Genomic DNA, 23,569 nt, shown 5'->3' with positions numbered 1-23,569 from the left:
TCTATCACGCGACGCGGCCGCGTCACCGTGACCGCCTGCGAGGCCATTCCAACCGGCACGCCGGATCTCATTGGGATCGCACGACTGCGCGACGAGGCCCGGGCGAGCATCCTCGCGCACTGCGGAGAAAGCGACGCTGCGCATCTCGGATTCGTCAGCACCGCGCCCAGTTTGACCAGACGGCCCGCGTCAAGGAACGTGTAGCCCAAGAGCGTGGGAATGCCACGGCGCGGCGCTCGTATTTCGATCGAGTGAGCGCTCTGGAGCAGATTGCTACTCGCGTTCTGGCACCAGTAGAAGCGGCATGTCCGCGATCTGCGCAACTGCACTTGCGACGCTGCCATAACGCCATCGGCTGTGCGGTATCGGTCCGTGCGCGCCGAGGACCAGCAGGTCCGCCCCCCATTCGTGCGCTGCCTGCAGTATCGCGTGCGGTAGGTTGTTTGCGTGGTGCGCCGCCATCAGTACGACCGTCGCCGAGTCCAGCGTTGCATTCTCCTGGGCTTCACGTGACACGAATGCGCGGCGCAACTCGCCTGCTCCGGCGACCTGTTTCGCCGTTTCCACCGCGCGCAATGCGCTTGGACTGTCGTCGCACGCAACGAATACACGGCGTGGCGGGACATGGGATCTGTGCCAGCTGTCTCCTGGCAAATACAGCACATCGAATGCGGTGACGTCCACGAGATGCGCAGCGACAGGGTCGTCTGTGAGGACGAGGTCCGCACCCCAACGTTTGGCCACCTCCACTATCGAGTCGCGGATGGTGGCGCCCGCACCCGCAGCTTGCACAAATGATTGCGTAGCGTCCAGTCCATGCGCAATCAACGCGCAGCGCACGGCGTCCGCCTTTGCCGTGTCTACCGCACGCGCACTCACGTTGCACGCGGCAGCCCCTCCTTCGTCGGCGCGGGCTGACACCATGACGACCTGGGCGACGGCATCTCGCGCCGCGCACGCACTCGCATAAAGGATGGCACTGCTCGGCCAGGTACTGCAGTGGCGAATCACAACGAGCAGCCTGCGATAACAGCCGCGCACATGGCAATCCTCGCTGGCCGCGTTCATAGGATGGCCAACCGGTCGATGACCTCGCGCACCCCTTTCACCCTCGATGCCGCAAGGCACACCGCGCGCTCGTCGTCGAGCGAGCCGACGGTGCCCGACAGCGTCACGACCCCATCGCTGCTGTCGACCCTGATGTTGCCGCCAATCTCACTCACACGTCTGCCGAGCGTCATACCGATCCGCGCGGCCACGTCCGCGATCGGGAGTACGCAAACAGTCAGCCGGTTGCTAACGCCGACGACGCCATCTAGCTTTCCAACGAGAGAACCAACCTCACGCCGCTGCATCTCGCTATCAACAGATCCGCTGAGCGTAACGCAGCCGCGTTCCGTTTCGACTTGCACACGCTCGGCGGACAGCCCCTGCATCCGCGACAGTGCTGCAATGATGCGTGACGCCAGCGCCTCATCCGACTTGACATAAGGGCTCGCGGGAGGAAGCGCGAGCTCCATCACGAGCGCCCGGCAACCAGCGACGTTCCGCAGCACATTCTCGACAATCTGCTTCTGCATCACATTAGGCACCGTGCCCGTAAGCGTGACGACGCCATCGTGCACATGCACGCGGATGTGCACGGCGTCGATGCTGCGGTCCCAGTGCAATTTCTGCTCAACTCGCCGCAACAGCGCTTCATCCGAATTCATGATGCTCTCCAGTTCAGCCGATCCCGACATGTCAAACATCACCGAACGCCACGCATAGCATTTGATCTCGGTCAAACGTGTGCAACCTGGTAGGCAAGCGGCGCGTTCGTACGATGAAATCGCCAGACAGACAGGCATGGGAAGGTCTGAACAACCCGTTTTCTGCCTGGGATCTTTAACTGGCACGCGCGGAGTGGAATTCGCGTCCTCATTCACGCTGTGTTGAACCGATGCTGGTCGCATCTTGCGCATGGACGCTGCGCCTTTGGGGGGCGTCTTCGCCCTTCATTTCGCTTTACCGAGCACCCCGCGAGCCAGCCAGAGATTGATCAGCGCGAACTGCGTTTCGATCTGCGCCGTGTTTTTCGCCAGTCCCCGATACCGCGCCTTCAGATAGCCGAACTGACATTTGAGCACCCGAAACGGGTGCTCAACCTTCGCCCGCACGCCCGCCTTGAGCCGCTCGACTTTCTCGTAGATTCTGTCGAGCCGCTTGCTTTTGTCCAGCTTTCTTCGCTTGCTCGGCCTCATCGCCACGTGCCACTGGACCGCCCCCGTTTCGCCCCGCTTCTCGATGCCCACGTAGCCCGCATCGGCAAACGCAACCTGCTCGTCGCCGTGCAACAGCTCATGCGCCACCGTGATGTCGTGAACATTCGCCGGCGTGCACTTCACGGTATGCACCAGCCCCGACTCCACATCGACTCCGATGTGCGCCTTCATACCGAAGTACCAGCTGCCGCCCTTTTGCGTCTGGCTCATCTCGGGGTCTCGCGTGCCGGCTTTCTTCGTCGAACTGGGTGCCGAAATCAGCGTCGCGTCGACCGCCGAGCCTACCTTGAGCATCAGGCCCTTCGCCTGCAGGATCTCGTTGACCGTCGCCAGCATTCTGGCCGACAGCTCATGGGCCTCAAGCAGGTGCCGGAATCGCAGGATCGTGCTCTCGTCAGGCAGCCGTGTCATGCCCGTGCCCAGCAGCGCGAACTCCCGGTACAGCGGTATGTCGTGCAGCGCCTCCTCCATCGCCGGGTCCGAGAGACTGAACCATTGTTGCAGGAAGTGAATGCGAAGCATCGTCTGGATCGGAAAAGGCGGGCGGCCAGTCTTGCCTTTCGGATAGTGCGGTTCGATGAGCGCAATCAGCTTCTGCCACGGCACCACGCGCGTCATCTCATCGAGAAACTCGCGCTTGCGAGTGCGCTTCGTTGACAGATCCAGACCAAGACCAAGTTGTGTCATCACGCCACTCCATGAATTCTCCTGATCCCAGGATAGTCCAAGCTCACGTCAATGCCAGGACTTTTGCAGAGATTCCCATGCAATCATCCTTCGAGCACGGCGGTAGAGCTCGATGCTTTCGTCGAGAAGTGTGCGATACGAGCACGTGCCTAAAACGATTGAAGGAACTCCGTCTGTTTCACGCTCGGTGGCGCGGTCAACTAACCGCGCCCGACGAAGATTAATCTTCTTATTATTTAAAGTACGACCTATGCAGGCATGATTTGCTCGAACGGAGGAGGAATGCAAACCTGGCATCGCTTTCCCCTGCACGCTGAGAGCAAGGGAGCACTCGCAGACAGGGGACATGACAATTGATCTTCGTCAAAAGGCTACCAACTGGACGTGACACGCTTGTATCCATATCCGATGGCAGTGATGAGGCGACCTTCATTCACTTTCTTCGGAAACCCTCGATGGAAAAGAGGGTGTCAATGGATGCAGGGTTCGACGTATGGCCCCCTTCGAATTGCTGCATGCTGTACCGTTGATACCCATGCGATGCCGCCACGAAACACGGGGTCACAATGTTTGAAGGAGTTCGCGATGGCCGGCAACAAGATTCTCGTTGTCTTTTTCAGCCGCACTGGAACGACTCGGAAGATCGCATCGCACCTGACAAAGCTGCTCGGTGCGCAAAGTGAAGAAATAGTTGCGTCTACCGATCGTTCGGGCCCGTTCGGTTATCTGCGCTCGCTTGTAGAGGCTCTCGAACACCGGCCTGCGAAAATCGCCGCCTCCACGTGTGATGTATCAATGTATGACCTTGTTGTGATCGGCACCCCGGTCTGGGCCAACTCGATCTCTTCCCCTGTGCGAGCGTACCTGATCGCTAACAGATCGCACTTCAAGAACGTCGCGTTCTTTTGCAGTTTCGCGCGACGTGGCAATCGTACAGCGTTAGAACAGATGCACATGCTCACGCGAGCATCTGCCCTTGCCGAATGCAGCCTCACAGCGCGCGAAGCGCTACATTGTGAGTCGAGTCCAATTCTTAGCGAGTTTGTGGATAGGCTCCAACGTCGTCTCGGCGCTCTTCAGATGGGCCAGAATGGAACCTCGACAGTCATAGCGGATGACCCGTCCCTTCATCGCATACGTGCGCATATACAGGAAAAGTTCTAACGTAGTTCATAGAACGAGGGATTGAAACGCCCCATGCGAGCGTTGACGCTACCGAGACACATCAGGAGATCGCCATGCTTGTCAAAGACATCATGCGCCCCGCCATCTGCATCGGTCCGCAAGACAGCCTCATCGCGGCGGCGCGCAAACTGAGCGACAAGAAAATTGGCTGCCTGCCCGTTTGCGATCGCGGGCAGGCGCTCGGCGTGCTAACCGACCGGGACATCGCCATGCGCGCCTCGGCGCACGGTCGCAACCTGACCGATATGACTGTGCGCGAAGTGATGAGTGTAGGTGCTCTCTCCTGTTTGCTCGACGACACCGTCGAGCGCGCGGCGCAATTGATGCAACAGTTCCATGTGCGCCGCCTGGTCGTGGTTACCCGCGAAAAACAGGTGGTTGGGGTGATCTCCACCAGCGACATCAGCGGCTTCATATCACAGCCTCGACCTTTGGAAGTCGTCTTCTACAAGGAGCTTCTCGACGATTCTGGGCATGCGCATCGAAGCGAACTGATGCGCGTAACGATTGCTACGGGCAGCCGGGAAGAAGCGACCTCTGCTGCAATTCGGGAATTCGAGCAGATACAGCATGTGGGCCATTGGCGTATGGTCGCGGATGGTTACGACCTCCTTGACGTCGATCCATGACGACCGTACGGGTTTGCGCCGGGCGCCCGTCCCCTCTGGGCGTTCAGGACCGCCACGACGGCTTCAACTTCTCGGTGTATAGCCGTCACGCAGAGCGAGTGGAATTGCTCATTTTCGAGGATGCTACCAGCGAGTCTCCGCTGGCCGTCATCGACCTCAGTGCCCCTGAGCACCGAACGGGCGACGTCTGGCACGCACTCGTCGGCGGCCTTCGGTGGGGGCAGGCATACGCGTATCGCGCATTTGGGCGATGGGCGCCAGTTGATGGAAAGCGGTTTGACGGAGCTATTGAACTGCTCGACCCGCGCGCGCTGGCAGTCTGGATCGATCCCTGCCCCACGCCTGGCAGAAGGCGTCATCGTTCACTACTGGTGGATCAAAGCTTCGATTGGCAAGGAACGACACACCCGCGTAGAGCGTGGTCCGAAACGCTGATCTATGAGACTCACGTGCGTGGGCTGACGATCGAAAGCGGGTCGGGCGTCGCCCATCGCGGCACCTTCCTCGGCGTGGCGGAAAAACTGCCCTATTTGCAGGAACTCGGTATCACAGCGATCGAACTGATGCCAGTTCAGGCCTTCGACGATATCCTTCCTACCGGACGGGATCCGTCAAGCGGATTACCGCTCTTTAACTACTGGGGCTACAACCCGATTGCATTGTTTGCACCGCATTCGCACTATGCGTCAACGCACGAACCCGGCAGTGAACTTCGCGAGTTCAAGACGATGATGCGTGATTTGCATCGAAACGGCATCGAAGTAATCCTCGACATCGTCTTCACTCATACGGCGGAAGGCGGGGATAACGGTCCGACATTCAGCTTACGCGGACTGGACGACAGCATCTACTATTTGCACGGCAACACCGCCTGCAACTATCTGGATTACTCAGGCTGCGGCAACACGTTGAATTGCAATCATCCCGTGGTGCGGGATTATATTATGGACTGCTTGCGTTATTGGCGCGCGGACATGCAGGTAGATGGGTTCCGCTTCGACCTGGCGTCTATCCTGGGACGCGACGAACATGGAGGTCTGCTGTCGAATGCGCCACTGCTTGAGTGCATCGCGCAGGACCCGATACTGAGAGGGGCAAAGCTTATTGCAGAAGCATGGGACGTTGGCGGCGCCTATCAGGTCGGCTGCTTTGCCGGTTCTCGCTGGGCCGAATGGAACGGGTGTTTTCGCGATGACGTAAGGCGCTTCTGGCGCGGTGACCCAGGCATGGCGGGCGCCTTCGCAAGGCGCATTTGCGGCAGCCCGGATCTGTACAGTCGCACGGGTAAGGCACCGATCAACAGCATCAACTTCGTTGCGAGCCATGACGGATTCACGCTGAATGACATCGTGACCTACACCACAAAGCGCAATCTGGCCAATGGTGAAAACAACCGTGACGGTCCTGACGATAGCTACAGCGCAAATTACGGTGTCGAGGGGGATAGCAAAGAACTGCATATTGAACAACTCAGGCTAAGGCAGATCAAGAATATGCTTGCGACACTCGCTATTTCGCGCGGTGTTCCCATGCTTCTCGGCGGTGACGAATTCCGCCGCACACAGTTGGGCAACAACAACCCATACTGCCAGGACAATGCGGTTTCGTGGCACGACTGGGGGCTCGTCGAAAGAAACGCTGAACTTGTCCGATTCACAAAGAAGCTGTTCGAGTGGCGCAGGCGTAGTCCTGTGCTGAGCGCTGACGCGTTCTATGCGCCCACAGAGATGCGATGGTTCGCTCCATCCGGCGCAGATCCTGATTGGGAAAAGTCGACGCACGCCTTCGGCTGTGTCATTGACTCTCCCTTGTGTAAAAAGGGCGAACCGGATGCTGCCGCCGGACAGCCCGACGCAAACACGTTATGTTTGCTCTTCAACGCGAGCGAAGCCGCGGTTGCCTTCCGTCTTCCCGCAGTGGCGTCTTGTGGATGGCATCTCGTCATGGATACATCACTGCCCCCGCCGCGGGATATCCTTGATTCAGCGCAACGGCTGCAGATTGATGAAACGGGCGGCTTCACGCTTGGCGCACGCGCGCTCGCGCTGCTCTGTTGTGGAGCAGCCGCCCCTTAAGTGAACCCACGCCACGTCTATTTTCGACTCCATCGTGCACGCAGCACACCTTCACCGTCACGGTATTCGATCGAAAGGTGACCGTGATGTGCCCGCACAAGCGCTTCGGAGAGCCTGCGCAAGGTGTGCGGTCCCGTGGTCGTCACGCGAATCCCCTCCGGCTGGTCTTCAATGCTCATCAGTCGCTCTAGAGCATGGAGCCGTTGTTCATCCGCCGACTCATGCTGCAGGAGTGAAACGACCTCCTGATGATGCGCAACGAGGTACGCCCCCGACTCCAGCCATAGCTCACCCCCTGGCGCGTGTTCGCGTATCCGTCGGCAAGCTGGGCACACTAGTTGAGCCGTGTGTTCTGCGCTTGCATTCCACGTCCAGCGTCCATTTTCATACACGGCGCCGCATTCCTGGCAGCCCGTTCCACCCTGCACGCGGGCCGGCGCACGATAGCTATCGGGCGTATGAGGTTGAAATCTTTTATCTCTGCGCATCGTCGACGCGCTTCGGTTCCGGGAGTCAGTCATGATTGGCATCCAGATAGAATGTAAATGAATAGCACAGCGCGTCCTTCATCGCTGTCGCATGGATCGCCTGGCGTTCTGTGTCCGCCCTTGCCGTATCCAACCCTGATAAGTTCTCATCCGTTCAACTATCTTCGATGATCGGTAACACCTTGACTTGATCAATATCAACGAGCATCGGATCTCGCCAATAGGCGTTTCTTGCAACGCTGGTCTCGTGTTGCTTATGGAGCGAGCGCAAGACTGTTCCGTGCGCCGAATAATAGTGTTCGAGCATGAAATATGCGGCTGCAAACTTGCGATTGGCAGGCCGCGTCTACCAGCCATATACGTTCTCGCCGTCGACAAGCGCCAGGACCGCACACGTGAGTCCCGGCCCATCCGGTTCGCAGGCCAGAAAGGCGAACGGTTCGGACATTCAACCTCCTTTGCGGCATGCGGGGGCGCTATGAAAAGCGGGCGCAACCTTGCGTCAGGCTATCGCGGGCGTTCAGGCCCGGTGCAACTTGCCACACGTCCTCCCACCCATACGCGACGACGAGGGGCGATGACATTACCTCGCCGACGAACAGCCTGGCCGGATCGACTTCTCGTGCGAGCACTTCGAGAACGATGTCACGGTCCGTCAATATTCCGCTTGTTCCTGCGTTTATGCATAGGAGAACCCAAACCTGGTGCTTCCATTGCGTTAGCCAACCGCGCTTCACCGTTTGCCAATTCATCATTCGCAGGCGGCATGAACGCGTCTAAACGAGAGGCGTCTCGGCAGTCCCCTCACGCCGATGCCAGCCGGCCGCCGGTTCCAGCGGTGCAAGCGCGCTGGTTTCGTCCAGATGAAATAGCGCGTCGAACTGCGACGCGAGCGCCGCTTCGAAATAGTGGCTTTGCCGCTCAGTCTGCGGCAAATACAGCACACCGATTGCCCGCTCGAGCATCGGCTCGTTGAGGGCGCTGGCGCCTTCGTCCTGCATCGGCAGGAAGAACCGGTCGTAGCCTGTGGTGTGGAAAAGATGCTCCCAGCTATCGGACAATGCGGGACGCACCCATTTCTGCTCGACATCGCCATCCCAGTGCGATGCCGCCGACACATGCCCGGTGTACGTCGTAAATCCGACCAGCAACGCCCGATGCCGGGCGTTCTCGCGCACGATCTGGCCGAGGTTCCACTCCCCGCGACTCCGCGACTCTGTTGCTCGGGCATCGCCAAGATGCGAGTTGTGCGCCCAGACGACCACCTTTCCGCTGCCGCCGCGGCGCACGCGGTAGCGGGCCAGCCCGAACAGCGTTCCAGCCATATGCGCATCACGCAGATTCCAGGTGTTCAGGCGGCTGCTGAACATCCCACGGTAGTACGCTTCGGCATTGACCACGACCTGCGCATTCTGTTCAGCAAAAAACTGCGCGTCGAGTGCGTCGGTTCCGTCGCGCGCGAGATAGTCGAACTCGTCTGCACGCAACTGGAGAAGCTGCCGCACCGCGCCGGCCTGAGCGGCAGGCCGGGCGCCCACAGCCGCAGCATAGCCGTACGCCTGCGGTTCTCGCACATGGTCCAGCGCCGCATAACGCTCGCGCGCAATCGCCGCCTCTCCGGGGTCCACCCCCTCGAGATACCGGATCACCGCGTCCGCGGAACGGTAGAGGCTGTAGAGATCGAGGCCATACACGCCCACCCGCCTCCGCTGCGCGCGCGTCGCGTTGACTGCGCGCAGCGCCGCGATGAAGTCGCGCATCTCCCGGTTGCGCCACATCCACACGGGGAAGCGCTCGAAGTCGTTAAGCGCCGAAGTGGCGTCGTCGGTTCCCTCGCCCTGCACGAAACGATCGATGCGCCACGCGTCAGGCCAGTCGCCTTCAATGGCGATGGTGTCGAAGCCACATTCGGCGATAAGCCGCAACGTGATTTCAGCACGCATCCGATAAAATTCGGCTGTGCCGTGAGTTGCCTCTCCAAGCAGAACCAGGTCTCGGCCGCGTGCCATCTCCAGAAGTGCGTCGTAGTCGCTGGCATCGCCGTTCAGACGCTGTCCACGCGCGCGAACGGCAAGGAATGGTGTTTTGGATGGCTGCATGATGAGGGACCTCCATGCAAGATACGCCAGTAGATAGACCGATCAAGCCTTGCCGCCCTCGGTCGAAGCGACATGCGCCCCGCCGTCTTCGCCACTCGTAGTGGTTTTGGGTTGCCATGCCTGCGCCGATGCCAGACAGGCTTGCACCTCTTCGTCGCTTGTCTGCGCGAAATCGATGTAAAACTGACCGATGCCCGTGAACCAGTCCGGCTGCATCACGCAGACGAACTCATCTGCAATCGACTCGAAACCGGCTTCGGCTCCTGCCGGACACACGGGTACCGCGACGACAATTTGCTTCGGACGCCGGGTGCGCAGTGCGTTAAGGGCGGCGTGCATCGTTGATCCCGTCGCCATGCCGTCATCCACAACGATGACGGTTTTCCCCTCCACCGCAGCCGGCGGCCGCTGCCCCCGGTAGGCGAATTCGCGGCGATGGAGCTCGATGCGTTCGCGCGCAATCGCATCCAGCATCTGCTCCTCGCTCACGGGAACGGTGCGAAGCACCGACTCGTTCAGATACAGTGCGTCACCCGTCGCGATGGCTCCCATCGCAAGCTCGGGGTTACGCGGTGCGCCGAGTTTGCGTACGACCAGCACATCGAGGGGGCATTGCAAGACGCTCGCCACTTCATATCCAACTGGCACGCCACCGCGCGGCAGCGCCAGCACGACGACGTCAGTGTGTCCGACGAAGTGCTCGAGCGACGCTGCGAGTTGCCTGCCCGCATCGATACGATTTTGAAAGATCTCATTCATGATAAATCTGCCGTAAGCACCATGCTGCACGTTTAGCAAATAGCGGAAGCTCAGGCGCGTGACGCTGTGTACACGCGGACCGGATGATTCCTCATTCAAGGTGACGGGGCAGCGAGCCAGCGCACAAACCAACTCACTGCAAGGCGCGTCACCTCGTCGAGCGCGCCGGGTTCCTCGAAAAGATGCGTTGCACCTGGAACGATCACCATGTGATGCTCGCAGGTCAATTGTCCGGCCGCCTTATCGTTCAGCCGGATCACCTCCGTGTCGAGTCCACCAACGATCAGCAACGTTGGCGCAGAGACCGACGGGAGCGCCGTTCGCGCCAGGTCCGGGCGTCCGCCCCTCGACACGATGGCATCTACGGAACGCATCTCCGCTGCAGCCACGAGTGCTGCAGCGGCACCTGTACTCGCGCCGAACAGTCCCACCCTCAGCGGCGCAACCTCCGGCCATTTCCTCAGCCAGTCGAGGGTCGCGCACAGCCGGCGAGCCAGCAAAGAGATATTGAAGCGGTACGTCGCATCGACCTCGTCGTGGCGCTGCTCCTCGAGCGTCAGCAGATCGAATAGCAGCGTTGCAAAACCCGCGTGCTGCAGACCTGCCGCCACCTGTCGGTTTCGTGAGCTGAAGCGGCTGCTGCCGCTGCCGTGCACAAACACGACGACCCCGCGCGCGTCGTCTGGAATTTCCAGAATCCCGCCAAGCTTCACGTAATCAACGGGAATCTCCGTCTGCAGTGTTTGCATCACTTCCTCCTGAGAACGTCACGGCGCAATACAACGGGCGCCCGTGGTTTCAGCCCTTGGCCGTCTCCACGTCATCTCGTTCCGTTGTGCAAGATGGCGGACCTCTTGCGTGGATGATCATATTTGCTCCGCAATCACAATTGACCTCGATCAACTGATTGCTGCGAGCAAAGATCAAATGAGATCGCATCCGCCGCGGCAGCCGACGCAGGATAGATGAAGCATCGTCCCGCTGTCGTCACGTCGAATTGACATCCCGCCGGCACGGCTTCCGTTCGCTTCTTTGTGTGGCGATGATCTGGATCAACGGTCAGATCGCCCTGACGTCCATGCTGTGTTCAATCCAGGTGTCCGTTGGAGCTGTCCGTTGGCGCGCTTGCCCGCTTAACATCTCCAACGCGCCGAACTGAGCTCATGCCAATTCACAATGCCGATATTGCTGACGTTTTCAACGAGATTGCCGACCTGCTTGAAATTCAAGGTGGCAATCCGTTTCGGGTGCGCGCGTATCGCAGGGCGGCGCGTTCGATTGGCGAGTACCCGAAAAACGTGAGAGCGATGATCGCGGAAGGTGCCGACCTTAAAGCGATTCCAGCGATCGGCGACGACCTTGCTCTCAAGGTTCGCGAAATCGTCGCCACGGGCTCATGCGCGTTACTTGCAAGCCTGCGAGCCCAGTTGCCCTCGGCGGTCGTCGCGTTACTGCGCGTACCGGGACTCGGACCAAAACGCGTGCGGCAGCTCTACGAGCAGTTGCACGTGCAGTCTCTGGAACAACTGGAGCAGGCCGCCGCCGAGGGTCGGATCCACGAGTTGCACGGATTCGGGCCGCTGACCGAGGCGCATATCCTTGCAAACCTGCAGGGCCGCCTCGACAAGTCACGCCGCTTTCAATTTGCACAGGCCAGCCAGCGGGCCGAGCCTCTGCTGGTCTGGCTCGCGGCATTGCCCGATGTAGAACGCGTGGAAGCGGCGGGTAGCCTACGGCGCCTGCGCGACACCGTTGGCGACATCGACATCCTGGCCACGGCGCGGGAGCCAGCCGAGGTAACCCGGCGCTTCGTCGCTTACGACGATGTGAGCGCGGTGCTTGCGCATGGCCCGACCCGAGCAAGCATCGTGCTTCGCGGCGGGCTGCAGGTGGATCTGCGCGTGGTTCAACCCGCATGCTTCGGTGCTGCGCTTACCTACTTCACCGGCTCGAAGGCGCATAACGTGGCCTTACGCCGCCTGGGCCAGGATCGCGGCCTCAAGGTCAACGAATACGGCGTTTTCCGCGGGGACGTGCGCATTGCTGGTGAGACCGAGGAGTCCGTTTATGAGAGCCTGGGCCTGCCTTGGATCCCGCCAGAGCTTCGCGAAGACAGCGGCGAGATCGAGGCGGCGCGCGGTGCCGCCCTGCCTGCCTTGGTTACGCGCGGCGATCTGCGCGGAGACCTCCACACACATTCGCTTGCCAGCGACGGTCACGCGTCGCTACGAGCGATGGCGCTTGCCGCATGCGAACGCGGTCTGTCGTATCTAGCCGTTACGGATCATTCGAAGCGTCTGGCGATAGCCCACGGTCTGGACGCAAGGAGGCTCGCCGCACAGATCGACGAAATCGACCAGCTCAACGCACAGCTAGCAGGCGTCACCCTGCTCAAGGGCATAGAAGTCGACATACTCGAAGACGGCCGGCTCGATCTTCCCGATGCTGTTCTCGCGCGACTCGATCTTGTGGTTGGGGCGATCCATAGTCATTTCGATCTGCCGCGCGAGCGCCAGACCGACCGCATCCTGCGCGCGTTGGACCATCCCTCGATGACCATTCTGGCGCATCCCTTCGGCCGGCTCATCGACAGCCGTAATCCGTCTGACATCGACTTGCTGCGCGTGATTCGCAAGGCGAGCAAGCGCGGCTGCTTTCTGGAGCTCAACGCCCAGCCCGAGCGCCTGGATCTGATGGATACGGCTTGCCGCATGGCGAAGGATCACGGCGTTCTGGTCTCGATCAATTCCGACGCACACAGCGTGGCCCAGCTCGACAACTTGCGCTACGGCGTCAATCAGGCGCGCCGCGGATGGCTGGAAAAAGCGGATGTGCTAAACGCCCGCCCGCTCGCGCAACTGCGCCCGTTGCTTGCGCGAACGATGCGCTCACCTGCTTGCGAAACTTCCGGGAGTCCGTAGGTTGCTTCGGTCAACCAGTCCGGCACGCGCATCTGGCAGGCGTCAACGGCATGGCCGCTGCACGCTCTGGAAAGACCCCCATGAGCGCATAGCGAATGCTCACCCGCCACGAATCTGACTTGAACGGACCACCAGGAGTCTTCATGATGAACACCGAACCCATGCTCTTCGCGCCTCCCGCCAGTCATGCCTATGCGCAGCGCGTGGCCACCGCGCTTGGTGTCACGCTGGCCGAGCACGAGTGGCGTCCTTACGAGGACGGTGAACACGAGATGCGTCCGCTCGAAAGCGTCCGTGGACGCGACGTCTATGTGATCCATTCGCTGTATGCCGAGCCCGGTCACACAGTAAACGACAAGCTGTGCGAGCTGCTTTTTTTCGCGGGGGCGCTGGTTGATGCCTCCGCGGCGCGTGTAAGCATTGTCGCGCCCTACCTCTGCTATGCGCGCAAGGACCGCCGGTCGCAGGCGCGTGATCCTGTGACCACACGCTATATTGCGCAGCTTTTCGAAGCCGTCGGTACATCCCGCTTCGCCACGCTCGATGTTCACAATGTGACTGCGTACCAGAACGCTTTTCGAATTCCCACCGAGCATCTCGAGGCGAATGGGCTGCTCACGCAATGGTTTGCATCACACTTGCACGACAGGGCGCTCGTTGTCGTTTCGCCTGATGCAGGCGGTGTCAGACGCGCAGAGGACTTTCGCGCACGGCTTGCCAGGCTGCTTGATAAACCCGTGGAAGCGGCGTTTGCGGGAAAGCTGCGGGCTGGCGGTATCGTCACCGGAAAGCCTGTCGTCGGCGATCTGGAGGGCCGATGCGCCATCATCGTCGACGATCTGATCGGTTCGGGAACCACGCTCTCGCTGATTGCCGGCCACTGTCTTGCGCTGGGGGCTACCGAAGTTCACGCTGCTGCCACGCACGGACTATTCCTCGCCAATGCGTGCGAAAAGCTGGGCAACGGCATGCTGACGAGCGTCGTCGTAACGGATAGCATCGAACCATGGCGCGTGCCGAACGGTGCGCTTCTAGACCGGCTAAGCGTACTGGACAGCACGCCGCTGGTCGCACAAGCTATTGCACACATGCACACAGGCGGTGGGTAACGTGGTCTGCAAGGACAGCGTCCGCATTGCTCGCAGCTAGAGATTAATCTGGAAGAGCGCTGCGAGCCGAGCTGCATCCTCTGTCGTGCTTGCAACATCGGCGCGTAACGCGTTTAATGCGCCCGCTCAGTTACCATCGCGGTAAGCCGTAGAATTCATTTATTCGATTCAGCTCGCCGCTTTTCTGAGCCTGCTCCAGTTCCTGCCTCACCTGCGCACGAGTTTTCCCGCTATTTCCCGACATTTCGCTTGGAGCCAAGGTTCCACCCCGAGATTCCGATGCCATATCGTCTGGCGACTGGATGGCCGACGGCGGCACATTCGCGCTCCGTGCGTCAGTCAACGTTGGGGATTCGAGCGACACGATCAGTGCCGCCGCTATTCCAACTGACCGCGTTCTAAACATTGAGGGCATGCTGTGCTTCATCCCGATTTAGCGCTGTCGCGCCAGCGCGTCCCACGCGAAGTCGATGTGATGTCGATCAACTCGCGTACGCAAACTTTCTTCCGACCAGGCCAAGATGCTTTCGCTAAGTGTCAACTCGCCTGCATCGTGTCGCGGTCCAGCTGCCCCTGAACACAGTCGTGTTGCACTCGTCATTGCCGCGCTCCGACAAACGCAAACCCCGCTGTCGTCCAGGAATTCACACCCACGGCGGTGATTGTCGTTCCTGACACGACAGCTTCGACATTCATTGATGTCCCGGCTCCAGCCGCGCACGATGCATCATTAAACGTTACATTTCCATCGAATACGTGCTTGCCTGTTGGCCGTGCACGCACCGAGCCACTGAACGAGCACGATCCCTGGGCGCCCGTGAAAGAAAGATCTGGTGTGATCGTGAGTTTCGTCTCTCCCGCACTCCCAATACTTCCCACCCAGATACCAACGGCTTCCGATATATCTGCCGGTGTGTCATATGCGGGAGTGTAGGCACCAGTGAAGGCGCTGACACCACTGGCCTCGGCCTCGGTGAGCGATATAGACTGTCGGGCCTTAACTGAGCCCGTGACGCTCGCGGTAGCGGCGGCCCCTGAGGCCGGAAAATCGATCGCAGCATTGTCAATAAGCGTGTTGCCGTTCACGCTGAATGTCCCCTCAACCATGCCGCTTACCGTAGTGCCGGAAGAAAAGACCATGAAATACTGACCCTGCTCCAGGATCAAGGTGGAGACACTGTGTCCATCACCCGAGGTTCCCTGCCAGAATCCCTGGGGGCGGCGTTTGGAGTCGGTGGAGAACTACCACCACCACACGCGGTCAAGCACATCATTGCGACGGCACATATCGCGCTTCCCTTCTTTGTCCTGTTCATGGCGTCTCCCGAATTCTCGACCAGCCGCGAGCCGATAACCTGCCTGATTCGCGCTGTCACGGTACGAATTTACGAGCGAGAGCTGCGATGCGGTTGACATCCGTCAACTAACGGGAGATTGATGACAGAAAGACTGCTCAGTACAAAGCGACGCTTTGCACTGTGTGCGCAGGCCGCCGCGAATCGAGATATTTGCTGGGACACCGCGCCCCCCCAACGCCGGCAATGCATCGGTTCGAAGGCGGGAAGGGAAGTCCGTTCGGATCCGCGTGCACATCGAAGATCACTCTCTGGCCTTCGAGAAAAGACTTGACTCCTTCTGGCCTAAACGGCGAGAGATGAACGAAAGCGTCCTCGTGCGTAACGAAGCGCGTCGTCTGGTTAAGCACGTTAATTTGCCTGTTCTTCGTCGTGTCGACGCCATTGCTCCACTTCCTGCATTTGACTTAAATCAAGCGAACTCGCGGACGCCGGCCTACAGTGAAAACGTGCCTCGCACCAACCCGCGCCGGTCAGGCACCCCGTCAAGACACATCTATGAACTCAACGCCGACCATTCGAAAGACCGCTGAAGATTTGCGGGTGACGCCGAATTTTTCCGATTACGAAGGCGAACGCCATCGGTTCTCGTGGGCCGCAGCGGCGGCTGAACTGGGCGAGGAGGAAGGCCGCATCAACATCGCCTCGAAGGCTGTTGACCGTCATGTTGCCGCAGGATTCGCAGACAAGCCCGCATTGCGATTCCTCGCGCGTCATACTTCTCGTCAAACATTGACATATGGCCAGTTGGCTGCGCAGACCAATCAGTTCTGCAATGTGTTGCGCAGCCTCGGTGTAGCAAAAGGCGATCGCGTCTTCATCCTCACGGGGCGCATTCCGGAACTCTACATAGCATTGCTAGGTAGCCTTAAGTTCGGCGCAGTCGTCTCTCCGCTCTTTTCCGCGTTTGGGCCTGAGCCCATCATCACGCGCGTCAATCTCGGTGGTGCAACCGTGCTGGTCACCACCGATGCGTTGTTTGAGCGTAAGGTTGGACCTTGGCGCGCCCGGATGCCGACGTTGAAGCACGTGCTCCTCGTCGGAGAGGATGGCGCACCGACGTGCGGCCCCGGCAACCTCGATCTTCCGCAACTCCTGTCGGGTGCGTCAGACTCGTTTGACCTCCCGACAACGGGGCCTGAGGATCCCGCGCTGCTGCACTTCACCAGCGGCACAACCGGCACGCCCAAAGGAGCTGTTCATGTGCACGGCGCGGCCGTCACGCATTGGGTGACGGGACGTTATGCGCTCGATCTGCATCCCGAGGATAGCTATTGGTGCACCGCGGACCCGGGCTGGGTGACAGGTACGTCGTACGGGATCATTGCACCTCTTTTGCATGGCGTGACTTCCGTCGTCGATCGGGAAGAGTTCGACGCGGAACGTTGGTACAGCATCTTGCGCGACGAATCGGTTTCCGTGTGGTATACGGCGCCCACCGCTATCCGCATGCTGATGCGCGCCGGCGCCGACGTGGCAGCAAAATATGCGTTCCCACATTTGCGTTTCATTGCCAGCGTTGGCGAACCATTGAACCCGGAAGCGGTTTGTTGGGGAAAAGACGTGCTGGGATTACCGATTCACGATAACTGGTGGCAAACCGAAACGGGCGGGATCATGATCGCGAATACGCCGGCTTTCGATATCAAGCCAGGCTCCATGGGCAGACCGCTTCCGGGAGTCGATGCCGCCATCATTCAGCGTACCGGGGACGGCGGCGTCAATATCGTCGACGAGCCTGGAAAACAGGGTGAACTGGCACTCAGGCGAGGCTGGCCCTCCATGTTTCGCACTTACCTCAATGAGGACGCGCGCTACCGCAAGTGCTTCGTCGGAGACTGGTACCTGACCGGCGATCTCGCGCGACGCGATGCGGACGGCTACTACTGGTTCGTCGGCAGGGCTGACGATGTCATCAAGTCTGCCGGCCATCTAATCGGGCCGTTCGAAGTTGAAAGCGCGCTTATGGAGCATCCCGCTGTCGCGGAAGCCGGCGTGATCGGCAAACCAGACCCGGTGCTGGGCGAAACCATCAAGGCCTTTATCTCGCTCAACAAGGGTTTTGAACCGGACGAAGCGTTGCGCATGGAACTGCTTGGACACGCGAGGAAGCGGCTTGGCGCGGCCGTTGCGCCGAAGGAGATTGCTTTCGTCGCACACCTGCCTCACACACGTAGCGGCAAGATCATGCGACGACTTCTGAAGGCACGCGAACTGGGTCTGGCAGAAGGCGACACGTCGACATTGGAGGGGCAGAATGACAGTCGACCACCCCGCTCCTGCGCCGCCGTCTGGCCCCGTTCCCTATGAAAAAGACTACGCGCTCGGGTTGTTGCGCGACATGCTGCGCGTGCGTCGGCTAGAGGAAAAATGCGCCGAGCTTTACGGCGCCGGCAAGATTCGCGGCTTTCTACATTTGTATATCGGTGAGGAGGCGACCGCAGTAGGCGCGCTTCATGCCCTCACGTCGGGAGACAACATAGTTGCGACGTATCGAGAACACGCACACGCATTGGTTCGCGGGATGGAAATGGGCGTGTTAATGGCGGAAATGTATGGCAAGTACGAAGGCTGCGCACATGGACGAGGTGGCTCGATGCATTTGTTCGATCGAAAGAGGCAGCTGTTCGGCGGCAACGCAATCGTCGGAGGCAGTCTCCCCCTCGCTGTCGGGCTGGCCCTTGCGCAAAAAATGCAGGGCGGCGACGGCATCACCGCATGCTTTTTTGGTGACGGCGCGGTAGCCGAAGGGGCTTTTCATGAATCGATGAATCTCGCTGCACTGTGGAAATTGCCCATGCTGTTCTGTTGCGAAAACAATCTGTATGCAATGGGTACGGCAATCGAGCGAAGCCAGTCACAGACGGATCTGTGCGCCAAGGCCGCCGCGTATAACGTTCCGGCGCGCAGCGCAGATGGAATGGATGTGGTGGCGGTACACGAGGCAACGAGAGAGGCCGCCGCCTCTGTACGAAGCGCACAGAATCCAGTCTTTCTCGAATTCAAGACTTACCGGTTTCGCGCGCATTCGATGTACGACGCCGAACTGTATCGCGAGAAGTCCGAGGTCGAGCAATGGAAAACGCGTGGCCCGATCCACACCTTCACTGCGCGCCTGAAGGCCGAGTGCAAATTGTCCGAAGATGAGTTTATTGCGCTTGACTCGGCGGCTCAGGCGGAAGTTGAGTCTGCCGTAGCGTTTGCGGAGGCTGGCACATGGGAGAGAGTGGAAAATCTGCTGACCGATCTCTACACAGCAACGGGGCAGACGCCATGAGCCGTCATCTGACGTTCCGGGAAGCCTTGCGCGAGTCGTTGCGCGAGGCGCTTGCGAACGACCGTCGTGTATTCCTGATGGGCGAGGACGTGGGGAGGTATGGAGGGACCTACGCTGTGTCGGCCGGACTACTCGAAGAATTTGGACCCGAGCGTGTCCGCGACACACCGCTGTCGGAACTCGGCTTCACGGGAGCGGGCATCGGCGCTGCACTAGGCGGCATGCGCCCTATTGTTGAGATCATGACCGTGAACTTCAGCCTTCTGGCGCTAGACCAGATTGTCAATACGGCAGCGCTCTATCATCATATGTCGGGTGGACAATTTTCGGTGCCGCTCGTGGTGCGCATGGCGACAGGGGCTGGCCGCCAGGTCGCCGCTCAGCATTCGCACAGCTTCGAAGGCTGGTACGCAGGCATTCCCGGGATCAAGGTGGTCGCCCCTGCGACCATCGAGGATGCTCGCCATATGCTGCCAGCGGCGCTCGTCGACCCGGACCCAGTGCTGATCTTCGAACACGCCGGATTGTATAACCTTGAAGGGGACATGCCGGACATCGAGCGCGTGGATATCACCAGCGCCAAGGTTCGACGCGAAGGGAGGGACGTTGCGATCCTTGCTTATGGCGGTTCATTGCGCAAGGCACTGGATGCAGCAGAGGCGTTGGCAAAGGACGGCATCGACGCCGAGGTCGTCGATCTTCGTGTGTTGAGGCCGCTCGACGATGCAACGATCATGCGCTCCGTGTCGAAATGCAGACGCGCGGTCATTGTCGACGAATGCTGGCGAAGCGCAAGCATCGCGAGCGAGATCATGGCGCGTCTGATCGAGCAGGTTTTCTACGAACTCGACGCGCCGCCCTGCCGTGTGTGCTCCGAAGATGTGCCTATCCCCTATGCCCGTCATATGGAAGAAGCCGCGTTACCCCAGGTCGACAGGGTCATCCTCGCGGTGAAACGACTGTTTGCGTGATAGCTTGCGCAGTGCAGGAAGGAGCACTCATGATCGAGTTCACGTTGCCTTCAATGGGCGCCGACATGGACGAAGGCACACTCCTCGAATGGAAGGTAAAGCCTGGCGATGTGGTCACAAAAGGCCAGGTTGTGGCCATTGTCGACACGAGCAAGGCGGCCGTCGATGTCGAAAGCTGGTATGAGGGTACGGTATACGAACTGATCACGCAGCCGGGAGAGAAAATACCTGTAGGCACGCCTATGGCAATGCTTCTCGAACACGGCGAATCCCCGTCGGAAGTCACCAGGAGGCCACGCACGGTACTGCCGGCACCGGCCGCCCCCCTGCCCGTCGATTCCGGTACGCAGCGCCGCAAGGTTTCTCCTGCGGCACGCAAACGCGCTCAGGAATGCCACGTCGACCTCGACAAGGTCACGGGCAGTGGACCAGGCGGATCGGTGACATACGACGACGTCGAACACGCTATCCTCGGCGCCGCAGGCACTGCAGCTGCTCCAGCCGGCGATAGGCTCGTCGCAATGAGAACAGTGATCGCGAATGCGATGGAGCGCTCTAAACGTGAAATACCGCACTACTACGTCAGCGAAACGATCCCGTTGAAAACGGCGCTCAGATGGCTTCAAACCGAAAACGCCAAACGCTCGATTGAAGACCGGGTGTTGCTTGCAGCCTTATTGCTGAAGGCGGTGGCCGTGACGCTGAAACGCTTTCCGGAGCTCAACGGCTTCTATCGTGCGGGCTCGTTCGTGCCGGCCGCGAAGATTCATGTGGGGGTGGCAATCTCATTACGCAGCGGGGGTCTCGTCGCACCAGCCTTGCTCGATACCCAGTCCAGGACGTTGCCCCAACTCATGCGGGAACTGGCCGATCTCACGAAACGTTGCCGAGCCGGCTCGCTGCGCAGTTCCGAACTGTCGGAAGCCACTATTACCGTGACGAATCTCGGCGATCAGGGGACATCCGAAGTATTCGGCATAATCTATCCCCCCCAGGTGGCTCTCGTCGGATTTGGCCGCGTCATCGAACGTCCGTGGGCAGAGGACGGACAAGTCAAGATACTTCCCATGCTGACAACCACACTGTCGGCGGACCATCGCGTGTCCGACGGACACCGTGGCGCATTGTTTCTTCTTGAACTGAGCGATGCCTTGCAACATCCTGAGGAACTCGAGCGATGAATTCTCCCGATATTCGTGTCACCGTGCTGACGACATTGCAGACGATCGCACCAGAAGTAGACATCACGACACTACGCGATGATCGCCCGTTGCGAAAACAGGTGGATCTTGATTCGATGGATTGGCTTAATTTTCTAACAGCTATTCATGAGAAGTTTCATGTAGAAATACCAGAGGTCGATTATGAGCGTCTCTCAACGCTTGCTGACGTCGTTGCTTATCTGGAAGAATCGAGTAAAGCCAGCTAGCGATCGGCTAAATGCCCGCGGCGATGCCACTGCGGAACGCAACCTTCTGTCCGCTCCCTCAGCGTTATGGAGCCTGTTGAGCGCGCCGAGGCGCGCTTCGGTCCGGTTGGCGCGCGCCGCTCGCGATTCCGCCCACGAGCCGAAAGCGAAGTCTGATTCAAACGGGGCGCCGTGCTGATCGAATGACAAATCAACCTGAATGAGCGACGACTTGCCGTAAGGGAGAAAGCAATGAGATCCACCGCTCATTCAGATATGTATAAAGAGGAAATCGAGCGTTCCGCTCCGACCCGACTTCCACGGCTCATGCAAATTCTGCGGACTGTCGCGAGCGCAGGATGGGCGCATTATGTCGAGCGTCTGGAGTTCGGTCGGGAGCCTGCCGAGGTCATGGCCACAGCTCCAGCAGCCGGCGGCGACCACGATGCCACACGTTTCCGTGAGATGCTCGGACAGCTTGGACCGGCGTTCATCAAGTTCGGGCAGCTTCTCAGCTTGCGGCGCGACCTGTTGCCCGAACCATGGATCCTGGAGTTGCAGACACTTCAAGACAATGTCGCTCCGTTTCCAGGCTCGCAAGCCCGCTTCATTATCGAGCGCGAACTGGGAAAGCAGATCCATGAACTATTTTCCACTTTTGACGAGACGCCGCTTGCCGCTGCGTCGATCGGGCAGGTCCACGCTGCGAATCTCAGGGACGGCACAAGCGTTGTTGTCAAGGTGCAGCGCCCAGGGATCGAGCCCGTCATTCGCGCAGACATCGCCATCATGCGCTTTCTGGCCCGCCGGCTTGAGCAGTTGATCCCGGAAATGCGCCGGTTCGGGCCCATCGACCTGGTCGAAGAGTTTGCCCGACTCATCAATGACGAACTGGACTATGAGACGGAAGGACGCCATGGCGACCGTCTGCGTGAGAACTTCAAGGACGACCCTGACGTGTTTGTACCACGCATTTGCTGGGATCTGACCAGTCGCGTCGTCCTGACCATGGAGAGAAACGTCGGTCACAAGCTAGGCGATGAGCCCTCACCAGACCGACGCGAACAGAAGCGTCTTTCGGCGAAGCTCATGGAAACGTTCCTGAGACAGGTTTTCGAACATGGCTTCTTTCATGGGGATCCACATCCGGGCAACGTATTTGTGCGCCCGGATGGGCGGTTGTGCTTTCACGATTTCGGCATCATGGGCGAGCTCTCCGCCCCCGATCAGGAAAGCCTTGCGCAACTAATTCTGGCAATCAGCTCAGCAGACGTACCATGGATGGTAGACGCCTACTTTGACATGGGCGTCGTCGCCGTGGATATTGACCGCACCGCCTTCACCCACGACGTTTCGGATGCCCTGAAGGCTTATTATCTGGCGGCGGGGAAAGGCTATTCTTTTAGCGAAATCGCGCGTCAGTTCGCGCAACTCAGCCAGCGGCATCGCATCCGTCTGCCACGGCAGTTTCTGCTGGTTGCGAAAGCATTCATGCTCGTCGAATCGCAGGCGCTTGCGATCGACCCGGATTTCAACGCGGTGACGTGTCTACGAGACTATGCACCCCGGCTGCTCGCGCGCCGTATGTTTCAAGGTCTTCTTCCCAGGCGGGAAACCGCCCGTGGCTTCCGCGCTCTACGAGCGCTACAGCACGCTGTCATCAATCTCCCGGATATCCTGAACCGGACGACAGACGTACTCACCAGCGGCAAAGCAACTATTCAGGTCGAACATGACCAGTTGCAAACCGTGGAAAACCACCTTGATCGTGCCAGCAACCGGCTTAGCCTTAGCCTGATCATAGCGAGCGTTGTGATCGGGTCGTCGATCATAACGACATTCCACAGCGGTCCTCGTTATGCAGGCATTTCCCTGCTAGGGATAACTGGCTTCGTCGTTGCGGCTGCAATGGGACTTGCATGGGCCGTTGCCATTCTGCGATCAGGACGGTTCTGATAGCTGACTGGCGTAAAGATGTTAAACGCACTCCTTCGGCAAACCAGCACCGGGTTTCGTAGATTCGCGCACAGCCTCAAGCAGTGTTCTGCCGTGTCGACACCGCCAGCCGGGCTGGCCATCCAGCTTCCCGCCAAAGGCACCTGTATAGCAGGTAGGCGTTATCGCCGCCAATGCACGGCGACAGGACGAAGCACGTCAAATGCCCGATGCGCTCTTTGCGTGCCTTCGGGCCAGCGCGCAAGAGTCGAGCCGCTGCTCCGAAATACTCGTACGATAAGGCTCGGTCGGCGGATCAGGTGCAGCAATACGATCCGGCTGCGAGAGCAATTCACACCGCGCCTGCTGACGCATGACATCCGGCATCAGTGTGCTTGCCCAAATGT

General features: G+C 59.6%; 20 protein-coding genes and 1 pseudogene. 11 read left to right on the top strand and 10 right to left on the bottom strand.

The features are described from left to right. Nucleotides 1–273: 273 nt before the first annotated feature. The 3 genes from FRZ40_RS35300 to FRZ40_RS35290 form a co-directional block, all read right to left on the bottom strand. Nucleotides 274–1,068, bottom strand: coding sequence for a universal stress protein (locus FRZ40_RS35300; RefSeq protein WP_028368062.1), 795 nt, complete (start codon nt 1,066–1,068; stop codon nt 274–276). Continuing rightward, entirely contained in the window at nt 1,065–1,787 is a 723-nt protein-coding gene (locus FRZ40_RS35295) for a BON domain-containing protein (protein WP_158647064.1), read from the bottom strand. Before FRZ40_RS35295 ends, FRZ40_RS35300 begins: the two co-directional genes overlap by 4 nt. 210 nt (nt 1,788–1,997) lie before the next feature. Then, entirely contained in the window at nt 1,998–2,951 is a 954-nt protein-coding gene (locus FRZ40_RS35290) for an IS5 family transposase (RefSeq protein WP_147237278.1), read from the bottom strand. 585 nt (nt 2,952–3,536) lie between these two features. Here FRZ40_RS35290 and FRZ40_RS35285 point away from each other — a divergent pair. The 3 genes from FRZ40_RS35285 (at nt 3,537) to FRZ40_RS35275 (ending at nt 6,840) form a co-directional block, all read left to right on the top strand. Beyond that, nucleotides 3,537–4,115, top strand: a complete 579-nt coding sequence (locus tag FRZ40_RS35285) for a flavodoxin family protein (RefSeq protein WP_147237277.1) — start codon at nt 3,537–3,539, stop codon at nt 4,113–4,115. A 74-nt stretch (nt 4,116–4,189) separates the two neighbouring features. Beyond that, entirely contained in the window at nt 4,190–4,765 is a 576-nt protein-coding gene (locus tag FRZ40_RS35280) for a CBS domain-containing protein (protein ID WP_147237276.1), read from the top strand. Then, a complete protein-coding gene (locus FRZ40_RS35275; protein WP_147237275.1) occupies nt 4,762–6,840 on the top strand; it encodes a glycogen debranching protein in 2,079 nt (692 codons plus the stop codon). Before FRZ40_RS35280 ends, FRZ40_RS35275 begins: the two co-directional genes overlap by 4 nt. Nucleotides 6,841–6,857: 17 nt before the next feature. Here the strand turns inward: FRZ40_RS35275 and FRZ40_RS45430 are convergent, their stop codons facing one another. From FRZ40_RS45430 to FRZ40_RS35250, 5 genes and pseudogenes are all read right to left on the bottom strand, one after another. Beyond that, the gene (locus FRZ40_RS45430) at nt 6,858–7,328 is read right to left on the bottom strand and encodes a BCAM0308 family protein (RefSeq protein WP_338048204.1); all 471 of its coding nucleotides are present in this window, start codon (nt 7,326–7,328) and stop codon (nt 6,858–6,860) included. Nucleotides 7,329–7,858: 530 nt separating this feature from the next. Further along, nucleotides 7,859–7,993: pseudogene (locus FRZ40_RS46060) on the bottom strand (CBS domain-containing protein); the annotation flags it as partial. A gap of 111 nt (nt 7,994–8,104) precedes the next feature. Further along, a complete protein-coding gene (locus tag FRZ40_RS35260) occupies nt 8,105–9,427 on the bottom strand; it encodes an erythromycin esterase family protein (RefSeq protein WP_147237274.1) in 1,323 nt (440 codons plus the stop codon). Between the two features lie 42 nt (nt 9,428–9,469). Further along, entirely contained in the window at nt 9,470–10,186 is a 717-nt protein-coding gene (locus tag FRZ40_RS35255) for a phosphoribosyltransferase (protein ID WP_147238507.1), read from the bottom strand. A 95-nt stretch (nt 10,187–10,281) separates the two neighbouring features. Next, nucleotides 10,282–10,935, bottom strand: coding sequence for a dienelactone hydrolase family protein (locus FRZ40_RS35250; protein WP_147237273.1), 654 nt, complete (start codon nt 10,933–10,935; stop codon nt 10,282–10,284). Nucleotides 10,936–11,349: 414 nt separating this feature from the next. On the opposite strand from FRZ40_RS35250, the gene polX reads away from it, so the two are divergent. Beyond that, the gene (gene polX / locus FRZ40_RS35245; protein ID WP_147237272.1) at nt 11,350–13,107 is read left to right on the top strand and encodes a DNA polymerase/3'-5' exonuclease PolX; all 1,758 of its coding nucleotides are present in this window, start codon (nt 11,350–11,352) and stop codon (nt 13,105–13,107) included. A 143-nt stretch (nt 13,108–13,250) separates the two neighbouring features. Continuing rightward, nucleotides 13,251–14,216, top strand: coding sequence for a ribose-phosphate diphosphokinase (locus tag FRZ40_RS35240; RefSeq protein WP_028368056.1), 966 nt, complete (start codon nt 13,251–13,253; stop codon nt 14,214–14,216). A gap of 130 nt (nt 14,217–14,346) precedes the next feature. Here the strand turns inward: FRZ40_RS35240 and FRZ40_RS35235 are convergent, their stop codons facing one another. Together FRZ40_RS35235 and FRZ40_RS35230 are read right to left on the bottom strand one after the other, a co-directional pair. Then, entirely contained in the window at nt 14,347–14,622 is a 276-nt protein-coding gene (locus tag FRZ40_RS35235) for a DUF4148 domain-containing protein (protein ID WP_231516181.1), read from the bottom strand. A gap of 191 nt (nt 14,623–14,813) precedes the next feature. Beyond that, entirely contained in the window at nt 14,814–15,383 is a 570-nt protein-coding gene (locus tag FRZ40_RS35230; RefSeq protein ID WP_147237271.1) for a hypothetical protein, read from the bottom strand. A gap of 686 nt (nt 15,384–16,069) precedes the next feature. Here FRZ40_RS35230 and acsA point away from each other — a divergent pair. From acsA to FRZ40_RS35195, 6 genes are all read left to right on the top strand, one after another. Continuing rightward, nucleotides 16,070–17,881 carry an acetate--CoA ligase gene (acsA, locus tag FRZ40_RS35220; RefSeq protein ID WP_147237270.1) on the top strand — a complete coding sequence of 604 codons (1,812 nt, stop codon included), beginning with the start codon at nt 16,070–16,072 and terminating at the stop codon, nt 17,879–17,881. After that, the gene (pdhA, locus tag FRZ40_RS35215) at nt 17,829–18,848 is read left to right on the top strand and encodes a pyruvate dehydrogenase (acetyl-transferring) E1 component subunit alpha (protein ID WP_028368054.1); all 1,020 of its coding nucleotides are present in this window, start codon (nt 17,829–17,831) and stop codon (nt 18,846–18,848) included. Before acsA ends, pdhA begins: the two co-directional genes overlap by 53 nt. Continuing rightward, the gene (locus FRZ40_RS35210) at nt 18,845–19,819 is read left to right on the top strand and encodes an alpha-ketoacid dehydrogenase subunit beta (RefSeq protein WP_028368053.1); all 975 of its coding nucleotides are present in this window, start codon (nt 18,845–18,847) and stop codon (nt 19,817–19,819) included. The genes pdhA and FRZ40_RS35210 overlap by 4 nt, the downstream gene beginning before the upstream one ends. Nucleotides 19,820–19,848: 29 nt before the next feature. After that, complete coding sequence (locus FRZ40_RS35205; protein WP_028368052.1) at nt 19,849–21,000, top strand: dihydrolipoamide acetyltransferase family protein; 1,152 nt, start codon at nt 19,849–19,851, stop codon at nt 20,998–21,000. Beyond that, entirely contained in the window at nt 20,997–21,248 is a 252-nt protein-coding gene (locus tag FRZ40_RS35200; RefSeq protein WP_147237269.1) for an acyl carrier protein, read from the top strand. The genes FRZ40_RS35205 and FRZ40_RS35200 overlap by 4 nt, the downstream gene beginning before the upstream one ends. Before the next feature lie 231 nt (nt 21,249–21,479). Then, nucleotides 21,480–23,183: an ABC1 kinase family protein gene (locus FRZ40_RS35195; RefSeq protein WP_240057431.1), complete on the top strand. Its 1,704-nt coding sequence runs from the start codon at nt 21,480–21,482 to the stop codon at nt 23,181–23,183. Nucleotides 23,184–23,569 lie beyond the last annotated feature (386 nt).

The organism is Paraburkholderia azotifigens (genome assembly GCF_007995085.1).
GTDB lineage: Bacteria > Pseudomonadota > Gammaproteobacteria > Burkholderiales > Burkholderiaceae > Paraburkholderia > Paraburkholderia azotifigens.
The sequence above is the reverse complement of the archived record's forward strand: the minus strand, read 5'-3'. Positions and strand labels throughout refer to the sequence as shown.